The sequence below is a fragment of the Bacillus sp. FSL K6-1012 genome (assembly GCF_037964915.1).
In the GTDB taxonomy this organism is placed as follows: Bacteria; Bacillota; Bacilli; order Bacillales; family Bacillaceae; genus Bacillus; species Bacillus halotolerans.
This window is the reverse complement of record NZ_CP150175.1, coordinates 1,346,401-1,361,822: the sequence shown is the minus strand read 5'-3', so window position 1 is coordinate 1,361,822 and position 15,422 is coordinate 1,346,401. Positions and strand designations below refer to the sequence as shown.

At 43.7% G+C, this 15,422-nt stretch carries 21 protein-coding genes; 6 read left to right on the top strand and 15 right to left on the bottom strand.

From position 1 onward, the window contains the following. Nucleotides 1-115: 115 nt before the first annotated feature. The 7 genes from NSS75_RS07070 to NSS75_RS07040 form a co-directional block, all read right to left on the bottom strand. The gene (locus tag NSS75_RS07070) at nucleotides 116-625 is read right to left on the bottom strand and encodes a sigma-70 family RNA polymerase sigma factor (RefSeq protein ID WP_024121061.1); all 510 of its coding nucleotides are present in this window, start codon (nucleotides 623-625) and stop codon (nucleotides 116-118) included. Nucleotides 626-741: 116 nt separating this feature from the next. Then, the gene (locus NSS75_RS07065; RefSeq protein WP_024121060.1) at nucleotides 742-948 is read right to left on the bottom strand and encodes an XtrA/YqaO family protein; all 207 of its coding nucleotides are present in this window, start codon (nucleotides 946-948) and stop codon (nucleotides 742-744) included. Then, nucleotides 935-1,294 carry a hypothetical protein gene (locus NSS75_RS07060; protein ID WP_024121059.1) on the bottom strand — a complete coding sequence of 120 codons (360 nt, stop codon included), beginning with the start codon at nucleotides 1,292-1,294 and terminating at the stop codon, nucleotides 935-937. Before NSS75_RS07060 ends, NSS75_RS07065 begins: the two co-directional genes overlap by 14 nt. A gap of 84 nt (nucleotides 1,295-1,378) precedes the next feature. Beyond that, on the bottom strand, nucleotides 1,379-1,546 hold the full coding sequence (locus tag NSS75_RS07055) for a hypothetical protein (RefSeq protein WP_024121058.1): 168 nt from the start codon (nucleotides 1,544-1,546) through the stop codon (nucleotides 1,379-1,381). Further along, nucleotides 1,546-2,346, bottom strand: a complete 801-nt coding sequence (locus NSS75_RS07050) for an ATP-binding protein (RefSeq protein ID WP_185848054.1) — start codon at nucleotides 2,344-2,346, stop codon at nucleotides 1,546-1,548. Before NSS75_RS07050 ends, NSS75_RS07055 begins: the two co-directional genes overlap by 1 nt. Next, nucleotides 2,246-3,082, bottom strand: coding sequence for a phage portal protein (locus NSS75_RS07045; RefSeq protein WP_339236745.1), 837 nt, complete (start codon nucleotides 3,080-3,082; stop codon nucleotides 2,246-2,248). Before NSS75_RS07045 ends, NSS75_RS07050 begins: the two co-directional genes overlap by 101 nt. Continuing rightward, nucleotides 3,069-3,248 (bottom strand): hypothetical protein, encoded by a 180-nt coding sequence (locus NSS75_RS07040; protein WP_095713505.1) that lies wholly within the window; start codon nucleotides 3,246-3,248, stop codon nucleotides 3,069-3,071. The genes NSS75_RS07045 and NSS75_RS07040 overlap by 14 nt, the downstream gene beginning before the upstream one ends. 178 nt (nucleotides 3,249-3,426) lie before the next feature. On the opposite strand from NSS75_RS07040, the gene xre reads away from it, so the two are divergent. After that, on the top strand, nucleotides 3,427-3,768 hold the full coding sequence (gene xre / locus NSS75_RS07035) for an HTH-type transcriptional regulator Xre (protein ID WP_024121054.1): 342 nt from the start codon (nucleotides 3,427-3,429) through the stop codon (nucleotides 3,766-3,768). A 160-nt stretch (nucleotides 3,769-3,928) separates the two neighbouring features. Next, a complete protein-coding gene (locus tag NSS75_RS07030; RefSeq protein WP_103671551.1) occupies nucleotides 3,929-4,525 on the top strand; it encodes an ImmA/IrrE family metallo-endopeptidase in 597 nt (198 codons plus the stop codon). Between the two features lie 45 nt (nucleotides 4,526-4,570). Here NSS75_RS07030 and NSS75_RS07025 read toward each other — a convergent pair whose 3' ends face one another. Beyond that, complete coding sequence (locus NSS75_RS07025; protein ID WP_339236738.1) at nucleotides 4,571-5,407, bottom strand: manganese catalase family protein; 837 nt, start codon at nucleotides 5,405-5,407, stop codon at nucleotides 4,571-4,573. A 54-nt stretch (nucleotides 5,408-5,461) separates the two neighbouring features. Next, nucleotides 5,462-6,085 (bottom strand): poly-gamma-glutamate hydrolase family protein, encoded by a 624-nt coding sequence (locus NSS75_RS07020; RefSeq protein ID WP_024121051.1) that lies wholly within the window; start codon nucleotides 6,083-6,085, stop codon nucleotides 5,462-5,464. A gap of 409 nt (nucleotides 6,086-6,494) precedes the next feature. On the opposite strand from NSS75_RS07020, the gene NSS75_RS07015 reads away from it, so the two are divergent. Beyond that, nucleotides 6,495-6,722, top strand: a complete 228-nt coding sequence (locus tag NSS75_RS07015) for a hypothetical protein (RefSeq protein ID WP_024121050.1) — start codon at nucleotides 6,495-6,497, stop codon at nucleotides 6,720-6,722. 248 nt (nucleotides 6,723-6,970) lie between these two features. Here NSS75_RS07015 and NSS75_RS07010 read toward each other — a convergent pair whose 3' ends face one another. Then, nucleotides 6,971-7,918, bottom strand: a complete 948-nt coding sequence (locus tag NSS75_RS07010; protein WP_339236734.1) for an N-acetylmuramoyl-L-alanine amidase — start codon at nucleotides 7,916-7,918, stop codon at nucleotides 6,971-6,973. A gap of 109 nt (nucleotides 7,919-8,027) precedes the next feature. Between NSS75_RS07010 and NSS75_RS07005 the strand changes: the two genes are divergently transcribed. Beyond that, a complete protein-coding gene (locus NSS75_RS07005) occupies nucleotides 8,028-8,282 on the top strand; it encodes a YciI family protein (protein ID WP_213418546.1) in 255 nt (84 codons plus the stop codon). 41 nt (nucleotides 8,283-8,323) lie between these two features. Here the strand turns inward: NSS75_RS07005 and phrA are convergent, their stop codons facing one another. Next, complete coding sequence (gene phrA, locus NSS75_RS07000) at nucleotides 8,324-8,458, bottom strand: phosphatase RapA inhibitor PhrA (RefSeq protein WP_024121047.1); 135 nt, start codon at nucleotides 8,456-8,458, stop codon at nucleotides 8,324-8,326. Then, entirely contained in the window at nucleotides 8,448-9,584 is a 1,137-nt protein-coding gene (rapA, locus tag NSS75_RS06995; RefSeq protein ID WP_081638280.1) for a response regulator aspartate phosphatase RapA, read from the bottom strand. The genes phrA and rapA overlap by 11 nt, the downstream gene beginning before the upstream one ends. A gap of 203 nt (nucleotides 9,585-9,787) precedes the next feature. Between rapA and NSS75_RS06990 the strand changes: the two genes are divergently transcribed. Both NSS75_RS06990 and NSS75_RS06985 read left to right on the top strand, forming a co-directional pair. Then, on the top strand, nucleotides 9,788-10,252 hold the full coding sequence (locus NSS75_RS06990; RefSeq protein WP_101860768.1) for a DinB family protein: 465 nt from the start codon (nucleotides 9,788-9,790) through the stop codon (nucleotides 10,250-10,252). A 335-nt stretch (nucleotides 10,253-10,587) separates the two neighbouring features. Further along, nucleotides 10,588-11,352, top strand: coding sequence for a sulfite exporter TauE/SafE family protein (locus NSS75_RS06985; RefSeq protein ID WP_044156273.1), 765 nt, complete (start codon nucleotides 10,588-10,590; stop codon nucleotides 11,350-11,352). Between the two features lie 38 nt (nucleotides 11,353-11,390). Here NSS75_RS06985 and NSS75_RS06980 read toward each other — a convergent pair whose 3' ends face one another. From NSS75_RS06980 to NSS75_RS06970, 3 genes are all read right to left on the bottom strand, one after another. Continuing rightward, complete coding sequence (locus tag NSS75_RS06980) at nucleotides 11,391-12,884, bottom strand: altronate dehydratase family protein (RefSeq protein ID WP_339236725.1); 1,494 nt, start codon at nucleotides 12,882-12,884, stop codon at nucleotides 11,391-11,393. Continuing rightward, the gene (locus NSS75_RS06975; protein WP_339236722.1) at nucleotides 12,881-14,320 is read right to left on the bottom strand and encodes a tagaturonate reductase; all 1,440 of its coding nucleotides are present in this window, start codon (nucleotides 14,318-14,320) and stop codon (nucleotides 12,881-12,883) included. Before NSS75_RS06975 ends, NSS75_RS06980 begins: the two co-directional genes overlap by 4 nt. Before the next feature lie 78 nt (nucleotides 14,321-14,398). Continuing rightward, on the bottom strand, nucleotides 14,399-15,400 hold the full coding sequence (locus NSS75_RS06970; RefSeq protein ID WP_024121041.1) for a LacI family DNA-binding transcriptional regulator: 1,002 nt from the start codon (nucleotides 15,398-15,400) through the stop codon (nucleotides 14,399-14,401). Between the last annotated feature and the right edge of the window lie 22 nt (nucleotides 15,401-15,422).

Here is a 15,422-nt window from a genome sequence, read left to right as displayed (position 1 = left end):
TACGGCATCACCGCCACCTCCAGCATGGATTTCTATTCATAAAAGCGGCTGGTTATGCCGTCCGCTTATGTGTCATGCTCTTTTCACTTATAGGTGGCAAACGTATGACAAGCATTCAGGCAAGCGATCGGTTTATTTCCTCCTGCTGTCTTTGCATCTTTAATAAAGCCCGTTTGATTGTTGTCTGCACAGTTGATTTTTTGACGCCAAGAAGATCGGCAATGCGTTCATAAGAAAAGCATTCCACCTTGTGCAGCAAAAACATTTCTTTCTCCCTGTCCGTTAAAAGGGATAAAGCTTCTCGGATTCTCTCCCTGTCTTCCTCAGATACCTGTCCGTCCGGCTCAAACATCATATCGCAAGAAAATGATTCTATGATTCTTGGATCTTTGATCATCAGCCGCTGATACGCATCACGCCGGTCAATCGCCCGTCTGATGCCGGGCTGTCTTCCTTTTTCAAGCCATTCTGTTACATATTCAAGGTCTGTGATGATGTTTCTGATAATCTTTTTATCCTTCATGTCCTCAGCTGAGAGCACTGATTCATCTGCTTCAGCGAGCGGTTTATATTGTGTTCTTGTTTGTTTTAATGTGCGTTTATATTCAAATAATAAGTCTTGCATTCTATGATTCCTCCTCATTTGTGCAATAAAAAAGCGGACACCAATCAACGCACAAATGCTGTGCATGTTGATCAGTGTCCGCAGGCTTTCCGTCTTGGACGTATTCTTTTTTCGCTTTAATTTAATTTGTAGCCGATTTCAAATTCTACGCGGGCAAGGTCTCCCTTTCTCGTTTCAACAAGCGTTTTCCCGTGCTCCGGAGCTTCTGTGATCCAGGCTTCTTGCTTTATGCCGTCGACTATAATAACGCGGATTTTCCCATCCTCAAGCTGGCTGTCGAGCGTGATGGAATCAATATTTACGAGTTTTTTAGGGTTGATCATATGTCATTTCCTTCCTTTCGGGTTCAGCGCTTTTGTTGGCTGCTTCTAATACCTTTATGATGTGCTCCTTTGAATGAGCGGAATTCCCGTTCAGAAAATCCAGCGCCGCTTTAGCCGCTTCCTTCAGCTCAGGTGCGGCTGCCATCAATTTGGCATTGCTTATTTGCGAAAAAGAGCTGAGGTCAAATACAGCGGCGATCAGCCGGCCGTTTGAATAAGGGAATCTCTCTTTTTCTTCTTCACTGTAAGCAGAATAGATATAAATTGGCTTCTCATCCCCGCATGCGACAGCACGCCACGGCGCAGGACTCATTTCAAATTGTTTTGTTTCCGGCATCTGCTTCACTTCCCGTCATCCTTGTACCATTGTTCGATGTTTTTTTCTGTCCGCTTCGCCCGAAACAGCAACGCGAACAGAGCAGCCAGCTGTTTAATCACGGGCATTCAGCCCCGCTTTTCCGGCTGTCAGCATTTGTTCCAGCTTTTGAATAACCGGCGTTAAATCATTGCCGGACCGGCAGTTCGGACATGGATGAAAAACCGCTCCGATCCCGGTATGTTCAACAATTACTTTCTTTGTCTTACAGAGCTTGCACATTATCTGATGCCCTCCAATCTATGATTCAGGTCATACGCTGTTCCTTTGATAATCACTAAATAATCACTGCACATTTCATAGATTCTCGTGCCGATCGCTTCATCAACCCGGACGAGCGTTTCAATCGTAAGCTCGCTTGAAAGCAGAATCGGTTTATGATTTAAGTAGCGGTAGTTCAAAACGGAATACATTTGTTCCAGCTGCCAATCAGTGGCGCGCGGTTTGCCGTTTACCGGTTTAAAGAGATCATCAATGAACAGCACGTCTGCCTGCTTTATTCGGTTCAGCTTGGCTTCCAAAAGATCAAAATCATTTTTTAAATCAGTAAAGCCTTCGACGAACGGAAAATAAATGACCGGCACATGGCGCTTTCTCATCAGGTCATTGGCCGCAGCGGTAAGAAGATGTGTTTTCCCGGAACCGGGCTGACCCAAAAGGGCGATACTGTTTTTCCGGCTGTCCTTGATTTGTTCATAATCCGCCACAAACTCTTTGGCGCATTCAAACGCGTCCTTGACGGCCTGCGGCTTCCCTTGGGTGCGGAATTCATGAAAGCCAAGCTGTCTGAAGGCAGGAGTAATTTCACTGACGCCAAGCAGCCGTTTTACTTTTCGTTCTGCCATACAGCTGCACATTGTCCACACTTCCAGACCGTCTTGCCGGCTGAGATATCCTCCCTGATCCTTGCATCGCTGGCAATCATACCGGCTTGCGTCTGATTCGGCCGGTTTGTCCGCCAGTAATGGACGTCTCCCTTTTCTCAACTCGTCTAAAATCTGCTCGATTGTATGTTTTGTCATTACTTTCATTCCTCTCATGGTGTATTGCGGCGGTCTTTTTAGCTTGCTGCGCGAAAAATCGGTCTTCGATGAATTTCGAACAGTAGCGAAAGGCCTTTATCGTTTCTGAAGCAGCGGTTCGCCGGTTTTCAAAAGCTTGAAAACATTCCTCAAGCCATTTGATTGTTTGCGTTACAGGAACGCCGATGGCGACAATACGGGCGATGGCTTGATAATCTCTGGAGGAAGGATACACGGTGCGTCCTTCTTGAGCCGACCGTAATTGTGTAAACCGCTTCGCAATGTGATCCACTGCATCATCAGCAGCAGCATATGTTTTTGTTTTATCTATATTAGAGCGGTCTTCTTTGTCCTGTGCCAGCGGCGAAAATGACCGCTCATTATCGCTGCGGTGTGCAGTTTTGTCCGATCTGAAGCTGAATTTTTTAGAGTGCTTCACAGAAATCATGAGTCCGTATGGCGCGCGGGCAGCCTTTATGTATCCATGTCTTTCAAGAAGCTCCAGCCATCTTCTGACTGTTTTTTCACTTACACCGAATACTGCCGCCATCTCTCTTGCTTTTAATGGCTTATGGCCGAGCACAATTCCCCAGCTCACGCCATCCTTTTCATTTTCTTTTGTCGTTGAGCTGATAAACCAGAGAAACAGCCACAGGGCCGAGCCTATTTTGTCATAATGTTCTGAATTCAACAGCCCTGAATACATAGGAAAAGGATAGCTTTTATCCATTTTCATTGCGTTTCACCTCTTCTTTTAACAGCAAGTACGCTTGAAATTGTTCTCGATTTTCAAATTGGAATACCGGAAGGCCGCATGCCGTAAAAGAAATGGAGCCGCCGGATTGTCCGAGATGGCGCTGATCTATCGGATGTTCACTAAAAACGATTTGAATCGGATGCATGTGATCACTCCCCCGATTTGTTTTTGATACAATTCGTATCAACTGTTACCAAGTATAAACGATACATTCTGTATCATCAAGTTATTTTTGATACTTTTTTTATCATAACTTTATTTTGATACAGATTGTATCTATAATCATAAGTAACTTAGGGAGTTTAAAAAAGAGAGGTCATAGTATGATAGGCGGCAGATTGAAGAGTCTCAGAGGGAAAAGGACACAGGAAGAAATCGCATCTCACATCGGTGTATCGCGCGCACGATATTCTCATTATGAAAACGGGCGAAGCGAACCTGATTACGACACACTGCAAAAGCTGGCTGATTACTTCCAAGTGACAACGGATTACTTATTAACAGGAAAAGAAAAAAAATCTGATGATGATATGTTTTCTGATCCGGACTTGCAGCTCGCATACCGGGATATGCAGGATTTTTCCCCTGAAAGCAAACAGCAGGCCATCGAATTTATCAACTATTTAAAAGAAAAAGAGAAAAACCGGAAACCGAAAAACAAATAAATATTTCTCTGTTCTCTAAAACATATAAAAAATAGACCGATATAAAGAAAAAGTGTTTATTTTTTAAAGAAAAGGGAAAGATTTCAACACACTTTTTAGTCCTAAACGGGCTTTTCTTTCTCGCTACAAACAGAACATATGTTCGAAAGGGAGTATTCAATTGGGCGATTACTTATCACATCTGGAGGAATACGTAAAAAATTTATACAGCCGGCTGGGCATCACCTCTCCCCATCACATTGACATGCTGAAAATCGCAAACGATCTTGATATATGGGTTCATTTCGAGGATATGGGAAGCATGATGGTGAAATACGACGGCATGTACAGTATCATATTGAACCAAAAAAAGTCCCAGGAAGAGCAATGGGAGGATTTTGGCCATGAACTGTGCCACGTATTAAAGCATGCAGGCAATCATTTTCAGATGAACAAGCTCTTCAGGGAGCTGCAGGAATTTCAGGCGAACCAATTTATGTACCACTTCTGTGTGCCAACCTTTATGCTGTTGCAGATGGAACTGCCGCAATGGAGAAGTCAGGCTCTTGCAACCATTGCGACGGTATTCCGGGTAACAAAGGACTTTGCTGAGAAAAGACTTGAAATGTTTGAACGGCGTAAAGCAGGTATTCAATTTCAGAAGCGGCTTGCTTATTTATTATCTGATAAGCGGCCAAAAGCGGAATATGAGGAAGATCAGCCCCCATTACTGGTAGCGGAAGCAAAAGCACTGTACAATATCAGAAGGCGCGGCTGACATGAAAACGGGCTGGGGACATATGTCCTCAGCCCGGCAGAGAAACTAGCATTTTGACATGGGAGGCATCGTATCATGCAACCACTTCGGTGCCGGTTTAAAATGAGGTTCCGGACCAAATGCAATCGGAGCCGGTATATATCTGAATTCTCCCCGGCCGTCAAATGATTCACCGTGAGCCCACCTTCCTTGTGAGCTTTCATCCCCTCTGGAAAAGTTAAACAGGTCATAGGATACTTCCTGCTTTTCTAGCTCACGCGGAAATGTCGTGGGAACGACAATATCCCGTTCTCTTTCTTCCAGCTCTTTAATCGCTGCATACCACATATTTTGATGATAAGTATCCCTCGCAATCAAAAATGACAGCATATCTCTTACCCCGGGATCATCAGTCATGGCGTAAAGCCGTGTCACCTGAAGGCGCCCCTGGGCTTCCGCATTTAAGTTTGCACGGAAATCCGCCAGCAGATTTCCGCTTGAGATAATGTATTTTGCATTCCACGGATAACCCTCACTATCTGATGCCATCGCACCCAAGCCGGACACAATAGCGTGCTGAGGATTCATCCCTGACATCACTGCTGCAATAGCGGGGTTGCTTTTGTAAGCATTCTCCTGTACATCAGCGGGAGCATCATCCAGAAGCCTGGAAATCATCGTAGCCAACATTTCCACATGTCCGATCTCTTCCGTCCCCACATCACATAGCAAATCTTTATACTTGGCATCCGCCCTGCAGTTAAAACCCTGAAACAAATATTGCATCATCACACTAATTTCACCAAATTGGCCGACCAGCACCTCTTGGAGCTTTTTCGCATAAACAGGATCCGGATGGGAAGGCTTTGCCTGATACTGAAGCTCTTTAATATGATAAAACATCGTTTATTCCTCCCTGCGCATTCAAACAATCACAGCATATGAAGGAATAGGCAGTTATTGCAGGTCCTGCTTGCTTCTTCCATAAAAACCAAGCTTAACGGCATTCACATATCGAGAAAAAAGATTGTTTTCTATGTATTGTCCCTTACGGCAGCCAAAATTGTGAAACAGCGCGCTCCGCTGCGCCGTACTCAATTCCAGCTGCAGCCCCATCTCCCTTTTCGTCCGATTGACGATATTTTGCGGATGAACACCTGCCAGCCGGTCTTTTTCACTGACCAGTTCCGCACTGAAACCTGCCTCATTCAGCAACTCGCAAATGGCTTCTGCTTTTATCCGATCCGCGCCCCCGACCAATGTATGCGGCTTTTTCAGATCATGATAGCCGTGAAATGCCAGCGCGAATCGGTGGGCGTTTACTTTTTCTATGGCAAGCGGTTCATCAAAACGAGTGCTTGTCAGGTGGAGCGAACGGTTGTTGCGCTGCTTCAATCCTTCAAAGATATAAATGGAACTTTGATCAGCAAATGCCCGCACCAGTTCGCTGACGCCCGGCTCAATTCTTCCGCCGTGAGGGCCGATGACAATATGCTCGCTCCCGCTGTTCTCTTCATAAATAATCCGGTATTCCGATTCAGACGCAGAAAGAGATAAAAAACTGTCATACATATCTTTCATGTTAAGCGCTCTCCTTTATCAGTCAGCACCAGTTTACTCTACTCATCTATGAATGAAAACCTTTTTATCGTATTTCCATATCAGGAGATATATGAAGGGATTTATCGATATCTTGCTGGAATGTGTCAACTCTTTCAACAGCTGAGGCGATAGAAAAGTAAGCACTTATTTTACTAGAAAGAAAAACTGCGGCGTTTAAATGGGGGCCTTATGCGGTCGATCTACAGGTGGATTAAGTATAAATGTTATAAATCATTCTTTTAAAAGGCTTATGTAAGCTGGCACGCTATCCATTTTTATCAGTTTGTTTTTGAAAACAGCCTTTTTTTGATAACGAATACATTTGACCATACCATCTCTTTTTTAATCCATATAATAAAACTGATCAAACATTAAAGGAGGCGTTAGTATGGGTTATTATAAAAAATATAAAGAAGAGTATTACACTTACAAAAAGAAGTACTACAAGAAGTATTACGACCACGATAAAAAGTATTATGATGATCATGAGAAAGATTATGATTGCGACAAAAAATACTATGACCATGACAAAAAATATTATGACCACGGCAAAAAGTGTTATGATCATGACAAACATGACTATGATTACAAAGTAGAATATAAAAAGTATTACTAAACCTGTAACGTTCTATTTCTTTTCCCCGGTGATCACCGGGTCTTTTTATTTTCTATTTTATTGCTCGAAGGTTTTTTGCTTTTCTAGATTTCTTGTTAACTTTATGCCTAGCAAATTGTTCATAACTCTTAACATCCTATTGTGGCACGGCACTCTCCTGCTGTGCCAAATCAGTCAAAAGGTTCTTGCTGCCGTTTGTATGTAAGGTAAAAAAGGAAGCTCCATCCAAGTGAAGCTTCCTTTTTTCATTATAGTTTTTGTTCAATTTTAGCTTTCGTTTTCGGCCCGTAAATGCCGTCTGCCGTTAATCCGCTGACAGATTGAAAGCGTTTGACAGCATTTGCTGTTTTTGGCCCATATACACCGTCCACCCCATGATTCTTCGCCCCTTTATCAGGATAAAAATAAAGAGCTGCCAGCGCAGTCTGAACCTGCTTTACTTTTGTGCCTTTTGTCAGCGGGCTCGTTACTTTGATTACCCCCGATGGCAGCGGATAAGAGGATGCGGCATGGCTTTTAGAGGAAGAGGCAGTCCCGGAAAGCTTGATCTCCTGTCCGACTTTAATGTAATTTGGATCAGTGATGTGATTTAAGCTTTGCAGAGTTTTCACACTGATACCGTGTGATGCTGCAATGCCGGACAGCGTATCTCCTTTTTTCACATGATACACTTGCGCAGAAGGAGAAACCTTTTTCGCTGAGGCGCTTCCGTTTAATTCCGCTTCAATTGCCGCCTTGACTTGCTCCCAGCGCCCCTCTGATAAAATGCGGTGCGGGCAGTATTTTCCGTTCCAGTCTTGGTGCTTTCTGACTCGATCAATTCCCCAGCCCCGCTCCTTCAAAAGCTGTGCCACAAAAGAGATCGCCAATGCCTCGGCTGCCTCGTACTTTGGGCCTCCCGATTTGCTGTAGCAAATTTCAACGCCAATCGACTTGCGGTTTCCTGTACCGTTTGTGCCGTCACCAGTATGCCAAGCGTTACGGTTAAGCGGCAATCCCTGAATCACCTCTTTATCATCAACCGCGAAATGAAAGCTTGTCGAGCTGGTGTTCCCGATCATGTAGCTAATTTCGTTGGCAGCGGACGCGTCGTTTGCCGTGTTGTGAATGGTAATATATTCAGCGGACATCGCATTCGGGCATTTCAGCGCGTACTTTGCCTCAGAAACCACATTTTTCTTCACTTGAATGCTCACCTATCATCTCTCCTTTTTCTTTTTTCATCAATAGGTGGCATTCGTAGGACGAAAAGCACCGCTATATGGATAATTGTGCTAAACTAAAGTTCAAAAGGAGGGGGCATTCTTGAATACGTACTTAATGCTGACTACCAGAACAGATCAATTCAATCAGGAGCATGTAGCCGGACACTATGAATTTTTGGACCGCCTGCAGGCAGAAAAACGCTTAAAAATGTTCGGTCCTTTCAGCGACGCCACAGGCGGAGCATACGTCATCAAAGCGGGCTCACTGGAAGAGGCGCGCGAAATCGGACAAGCTGATCCATTGGTGTTCAGCGGGTCCTCTGAGCTGACCATTAAGGAATGGAAGCTGAAATAAAAAAGACCCTTCCGCAACCGGAGGGTCTTTTTTTGTCATCTTCATGTTTGATTGCGTGCCGCAATATGAAATGTTTTTCCCTCTGTATCTGCTGTTTCTCCTGCATGGACCATCACCTGAGTAAAGCTGAACCCGACCGCAACGAGCAACAAACCTGTCATCCATTTAGATTTCATATAAACAATCTCCTCTCTGGATTTGTTTTTGTGCGTGCACCATTTTCTCATAAAAGGAAAGTGCTTTTTCAGGCTGTCCATTCTCTATATAGTATTGGGCAGCATCATGCGCCAGCTCTTCAATGTAAGGATACAGCATATGTTCTTCAAGAAATTGAAAGGTGTGTGAGACTGATTCTGTGTCAATGTTTTTTCCGTATAACGCATGTAAAAATTGAAAAAGCTCCACGAATAATTCATCACTATACTGACGGGCGATTTCCAATCCTTGACGATATTGCTTTTGCGCTTCGGCATCATTTTTTTGTTTATACAGAACTTGTGTTAATGAGTAGATAGAATGCGGAAGATTATCGAACTTTTCCGACTTGCAAATAGAAACAGATTTCTCAAAGTATTCGGCTGCCTTTTGCAGTTCACCCATTTTCTCGTAACAGTTTCCGAGATTGTAAAGGGCCGAACTGATCAGGCGGGGATTGCCTTCTTTCTTTGCAAGATCTAAAGCCAGTTCTAAATGGGGCAATGCTCTTTCTGGATACTGCATATCATCATAATTACCTGCAATAACGAATTCACATTGGATTCTGCGGACAGTGTACGTTTCATACATCTGATACGTTTCTAACGCCTGAACGGCATAGCTCATAGAGACATAAGTCTGCTTTAAATTGTAAAAGATCTCAGCCATTTTAAAAGCAAATTCAGCTTTTTCAATGTCGTCTGACACAAGGGCAAGGTTCTTTTCTGCCCTCTTATAGTACATCATGGCACTGACAAACATTTTCTGCTTAAATTCATACATCCCGCGAAAAAAGTTAAAGTAGTATTCGAGCAGTCCTGTCAGCTTGTACTGATTCCCCTCGATGTCTTCTAATAATTCTGAAAACTCTAGCTGCGAGGTGTCCTCTCCCAAAGGCTTAATGTAATCCAGCATAACACGGTGCCTAAATTCCATTAAAGAATAATACAGCAGCAAATCTTGATCTTCTTCCATATCCTCGATTTCTCTTTCTACTTCGAGCTTGACCCGTTCGGCTTCAGCTACGTGAAACTGCCGGATATGGGTATACCATTCATTAATTTTAAGCCCGACATAAGAGGACGGAATAGTCTGCTTCATCCTCAATTAATCCCCCCTTTTATATACCCGAGATATGTCATATTTTATCATATTTACAAGAAAAAGAAGAACGCAAAAAGACCGCAATTGTCGAATTTCGGCTAACCGCAAAAAAATACAATCACTTCTCAGCATATTGCTTGTTAATTTATGCCCATTGATATAGGATTTCATTGCACCATTTATTTTTACATATGGAGGAGATTCTATTGAGCCAATCCACTCAAATTGTGAGTCACTTTTTGTCACATCGCAATGTGACGATTGAGCTGACAGAAAAAATCAGCAAAAATCATTACAGCTACAAACCGACGGAAACATCAATGTCAGCAGAAGAGCTTGTCAAGCACATCCTGACGACTTTCCATCTGTTCGCAAATGTCATTAAAGAAGGCAATGCCTCACCTTTTCAAAACCAGCAGGAAGAAACGGAAACAGATCTCAATGTTTTGGCTAAAGCGTTTACAGAAAAAACGGCTGCCATCCTTGAGCAGCTCACTGAGGAACACCTTGACAGAGAAATTGACCTGACAGCCACTTTCGGAAGAAAAGTCACTGGCAGCGCATTGCTTCAGCTTGCGATGGAGCATGAAATTCACCATAAAGGCAACCTGTTTGTTTATGTAAGGGAAATGGGCCATACGGAGCTGCCGTTTTATCAGCAGCGCATGTAACCTAAAAAAAGATACCTGATCTAAAGGTATCTTTTTTATTGCCTTCAGTTCACTACCGTATCCAATATACCGCGATTCCCAGTGACAGCCGGTATTTGCATATAGCTGACTGGTTGACCTCATTCAGCCAAATACCGACCGGAATTACCTGTTTTAACCGGTCAAACTCAATCCCATCTCGTCCTGACACTCATTATAGGGCAAATGAATAAAGATATTGAACATACAAAAATCAAAGAAACATCCGTACAAATATTCAAAAAATTTAATTGATTAAAGCGACCTAATCATATATAATCTGATAAAAATAGTCGGGTTTTCAGGAGGCCTTTATCATGAGTGTTAGCATCATTTTGATGGGTTTGTTAGTCGGTGTCTTAGTCGGATTGACAGGTGTAGGCGGAGCTGCGCTTTTAACTCCTCTTTTAATAGTGCTTGGAATCAATCCTTCCATTGCAGTCGGTACGGACCTTGTCTATAACTCGATCACCAAGCTGTTTGGTGTTGCGTCCCATTGGCGGCAGAAAACAATCAATTTTAAATTGGTAAAATACTTAGCCATCGGCAGTATTCCGAGTGCTTCTATAGCCATTGGCATACTTCATTTGTTCCCCGCCTTCCACCAGCATCAGGAAGAGATTATTAAACACGCTCTTGGTTATGTGTTGACCCTAGTTGCCATTTCGATCATCGTCCGCCTGTTTCTGGACAAAAAACTTCGCCCGAACCGCTGGCAGCTGATGCCGCTCGAAGATAAGCGGATGCTTACGATTCTTATCGGTGTCGTGTTTGGGTTTATCGTCGGCTTAACGTCGATCGGTTCCGGCTCGTTGTTTGCGATTGCTATGCTGTACTTATTTAAAATGAAAACATCCGACATTGTCGGAACAGATATTGCGCATGCTTTTCTGCTCGTTACTGCGGCAGGTATTTTAAACGCAAGCTTCGGGAGCGTTGATTATTTGTTAGCGGCCAATTTGCTTATCGGTTCCATTCCGGGGGTGCTGGTTGGCAGTCATCTTTCACCTAGATTTTCACCCCGTCCGCTGCAATTTATTATGGCATCCATTATCTTAATCAGCGGTTTGAAGCTGATTTAACCAAGAAGGCTATCCTGAACAGGATAGCCTTTCTTGGTTTATAGCGTCACACCCGATTTAAAAATGGCAAGCTCTCTGAAGTCGTTTTTTTCGTGATTCACGAGCTCTCCGCTTGCAACCTTCGTGATATAATCGATAAACTCACGAAGCACAAATTCCTCATGAACATCATCCTCTGCTAAGAGACCTGCGTTAAAATCAATCCAGTGCGGCTTCGTCTCGTACAGCTGTGTATTCGTCGCCACCTTTACCGTTGGAACAAAAGTGCCGAACGGCGTGCCTCGTCCTGTTGTAAACAGAACAATGTGGCAGCCGGCAGCAGCCAATGCGGAGGAGGCGATTAAATCATTGCCGGGCGCGCTCAATAGCGTCAGTCCGTTTGTCTGAAGCACTTCACCGTATTTTAATACATCCGAGACAGGAGAAATCCCCGCCTTTTGCGTGCAGCCCAGCGATTTATCCTCAAGGGTGGAAATGCCGCCTGCTTTGTTGCCTGGCGAAGGGTTTTCGTACACCGGCTGATCATGCTTTATAAAATATTGTTTAAAATCATTGATTAAATCGACAATTTTATGGAATACCTCTTCATTGGCAGCCCGCTGCATCAGCAGCGTTTCCGCACCGAACATCTCCGGCACCTCCGTCAGCACCGTGCTGCCTCCCTGCGCAATGATATAATCAGAAAATCGTCCGAGCAATGGGTTCGCTGTGATGCCGGAAAAACCGTCAGACCCACCGCATTTCAACCCTATTTTCAGTTCAGAAAGCGGGATGTCTTCCCGTTTATCCCCTTTGGCCGCTTCATGGATGTCCTTCAGCAATACGACACCTGCCTCCATTTCGTCTGTCACCGACTGGGATTCGAGAAATTTCACCCGATCCTTGTTGACATCCTGAAGCGCTTTTTTCATTGCTGCCAGCTCGTTATTTTCACAGCCGAGCCCCAGCACCAAGACACCGCCGGCATTTGGATGGCGAATGGCGTTCAGCAGGATTTGCCTAGTATTTTCGTGATCATCGCCAAGCTGTGAGCATCCGTATTGATGTTTTAGCACTAATACGTTGTCAAATGGGGCAATATCCCCCGTTTCTCTGACAAACCGCTGAAGCATTTTTTCGGCTATTCCATTGACACAGCCGACGGTTGGCACGATCCACAATTCATTGCGAACACCGGCATTGCCGTTTTCTCTTCTATATCCTTTAAATGTTCGGTCCTCATGTGTGTATGGATTTTGTTCAAATCTCGGTGTATAACTGTACGTTTGGATATCAGATAAATTTGTTTTTGCATTATGAACATGAATATGCTCCCCAATAAAAATATCTTTTAACGCATGCCCGATCGGAAACCCGTATTTGATGATGCTGCCGTTTTCCTTTATATGCTGCAATGCAATCTTATGGCCTCTTTTAATATCATCTTTTACTTCAATCGACACGCCGTCCGCGTTCAGTTGCTCTCCCTTCTGAATATCACGCAGAGCAAGCAAGACATTGTCTTGTCTATGAATCTTTATAAATGATTTCACAGCACTTTCCCCCTTTGCAGACAGCATTGTTCAAGAGCCTGCTCCATTCCCAGTACTTGAATATGATTCAAGTAAGCAGCGACTCTCTCAGTCAGCTTCGGAATTTCATTCAGATTTGCTCCCCACAGCCATTGTTCTCCTAATAAGGCTGAAGCGATACGGAGCATATCTCCGGTCTCCTGATTCCAAACCTCTTGGAAAAATTGAAGAACAGCCGGGTCATCCTGCATTTCCTTCTTTCGATAAACATACAGAAGCGCGCTGAATGAAAACACTAAACGTTCAGGAAGCTGTCCCTTTTGTTCAACATATTCCTGAAGGGTCGGCAGGTTTCTCGTTTTGAACTTTGACACTGAATTCAGTGCAATGCTTTCCACATAATGTTTGATGTACGGGTTTTTAAAGCGACCCAGCACATCCTCCGCATATTGAGTAAGCCCTTCCATTTTCAAAACAGGAAGTATTTCATCATGAATCAGCTCCTCAACAAAGCGCCCCACTGCCGGATGTTCAACTGAATCACGCACCGTTTTCAAACCGTATAAGGAAGCCACTGGCGTCATTGCCGTATGCGCGCCATTTAAAATTCTCACTTTTTTCGTCCGGTATGGAGTCAGATCGCTAACAATCTTTGTATGGAGACCAGCTGCCGCAAAGGGCAATTCTTCTCCAATCCAATTCGGCCCTTCAATCACCCATAAATAATACTGTTCTCCCACAACAACCAGTTCATCTTGATAGCCTAATTCCGCAGTGATCTCATTAATGCTGTCTACAGGAAAACCGGGAACAATACGGTCTACTAAACTATTACAAAACGTGTTGGCGTTCTGAATCCATTGCGTAAACCCCTCTTCCAGCTCCCATAGATCAGCATAATGCAGAATCGCTTCCTTCAGCTTTTGCCCGTTATTCTCAATCAGCTCACACGGAATCAAGACACACCCTTTTGTCTCGTCTCCGGCAAAAGCCTGGTAGCGAAAGTACAGAAAAGCTGTTAATTTCCCTGGAAATGTTTTTTGCGGCCTATCCTCTAAGCGGTCTTCTTTCTCACAAACAATACCAGCTTCGGTCGTATTAGAAATGATAAAACGCAGTGCTTCGCTTGAAGCCAACTTTTTGAACTCGTCATAGTCGGAAAACAGATCAATCCCGCGGCTGATTGAATTGATAATCATCTTTTCGTTTACCGCTTCTCCATCCTTCATTCCCTGTAAAAAAAGAGTATACAAGCCATCCTGGTCATTTAATCTTTTGATTTTCTCTGAACCTCTCGGCTGTACAACCGCGACACTTCCATTGAAATCAGTATGTCGATTCAATTGCTCAATTTGCCAATCGACAAACGCCCGCAGAAAATTTCCTTCTCCAAATTGGAGAATCCTTTCCGGATACTGTGTATAGCTTTCGTACAATTTTTTATTCAGCTTTTGCACCGTCATTGCCTCCCTTTCGGATTTATGCACACGTTAACATTTTTCTCTATAAAGAATGCCCGCTGGAAAAACGGGGCATCATGTCGTGATATCTTTTACTGAATCACGCACCATAAACTCTGTGTTTTCAAAGATTTTTTCTGCTTTCGTATCAGGTGTGCTGATCAGCTTCAATAATTTTTTTGCACCGAGCACGCTGATTTTTTCAACAGGACGTTTCACTGTAGAAAGCCTTGGCGTGATATATTGCGAAAAACCAATATCATCAAATCCGATGACAGATATATCATCAGGCACGCGCATCCCCTTGGCAAATATGGCATTCATTGCTCCGATCGCCATGTCATCATTCGAACAAAAGACAGCGGTTGGAGTGTTCGGAAGCGCCAGCAGGCGTTCCATCGCCTGAAAGCCGCTCTCCATATCGTATTGCCCTTTTACACTGTATTCATGTTTGATCGGTATATGATGGCGAATCAGCGCTGCTAAGTAGCCTTCCTTTCGCTGCTGAGAGGATTTAAATCCTTCGATTCCCTCAATGATGGCGATGTCTTGATGTCCGTTTTTAATCAAGTATTCTACAGCTTCCTGAGAACCTTCCTTGTCATTGGACAATATGTTGGTAATGCCCCTGTCATCGACATCCCGGTTCAGCACGACGAGCGGGATCTTTTTTTCCCGAATATGATAAATAAAAGAATTATCAATATCGCTTTGACTCATTAAAATAATGCCGTCATATCTCATTGGTGTTACAGAGTCATAGCTTTTCAGATCATCAATGCCGCGCACATACAGATTGTACTCTTCGCTGATTGCTTGGTTTACGCCTTTTATGGTATCAGCGAAAAAACTGTGTGAGGTTCCGTTTGTGATGCTTGTAAAGAAAAGCCCGATCGTATGGGATTTTTGCATTGCAAGGCTTTTTGCATTCACATTCGGTGTATAGTTGAGCTGTGAGGCAAGCTCCAATATTTTTTTCTTTGTGTGTTCTTTAATATAAGGGCTGTTATTGAGTGCTCTGGAAACGGTTGTGTGGGATACGTTTGCAAGTTTTGCGATATCTTTAATGGTTACCATCTATTTCCCTTCCTTATCATAC

Coding starts and splice junctions, on each gene's coding strand:
- NSS75_RS07070 (WP_024121061.1), bottom strand. CDS start 625: ATGCAAGACTTATTATTTGAATATAAACGCACATTAAAACAAACAAGA.
- NSS75_RS07065 (WP_024121060.1), bottom strand. CDS start 948: ATGATCAACCCTAAAAAACTCGTAAATATTGATTCCATCACGCTCGAC.
- NSS75_RS07055 (WP_024121058.1), bottom strand. CDS start 1,546: ATGTGCAAGCTCTGTAAGACAAAGAAAGTAATTGTTGAACATACCGGG.
- NSS75_RS07050 (WP_185848054.1), bottom strand. CDS start 2,346: ATGACAAAACATACAATCGAGCAGATTTTAGACGAGTTGAGAAAAGGG.
- NSS75_RS07045 (WP_339236745.1), bottom strand. CDS start 3,082: ATGAAAATGGATAAAAGCTATCCTTTTCCTATGTATTCAGGGCTGTTG.
- NSS75_RS07040 (WP_095713505.1), bottom strand. CDS start 3,248: ATGCATCCGATTCAAATCGTTTTTAGTGAACATCCGATAGATCAGCGC.
- xre (WP_024121054.1), top strand. CDS start 3,427: ATGATAGGCGGCAGATTGAAGAGTCTCAGAGGGAAAAGGACACAGGAA.
- NSS75_RS07025 (WP_339236738.1), bottom strand. CDS start 5,407: ATGTTTTATCATATTAAAGAGCTTCAGTATCAGGCAAAGCCTTCCCAT.
- NSS75_RS07020 (WP_024121051.1), bottom strand. CDS start 6,085: ATGAAAGATATGTATGACAGTTTTTTATCTCTTTCTGCGTCTGAATCG.
- NSS75_RS07015 (WP_024121050.1), top strand. CDS start 6,495: ATGGGTTATTATAAAAAATATAAAGAAGAGTATTACACTTACAAAAAG.
- phrA (WP_024121047.1), bottom strand. CDS start 8,458: ATGAAATCTAAATGGATGACAGGTTTGTTGCTCGTTGCGGTCGGGTTC.
- NSS75_RS06985 (WP_044156273.1), top strand. CDS start 10,588: ATGAGTGTTAGCATCATTTTGATGGGTTTGTTAGTCGGTGTCTTAGTC.
- NSS75_RS06970 (WP_024121041.1), bottom strand. CDS start 15,400: ATGGTAACCATTAAAGATATCGCAAAACTTGCAAACGTATCCCACACA.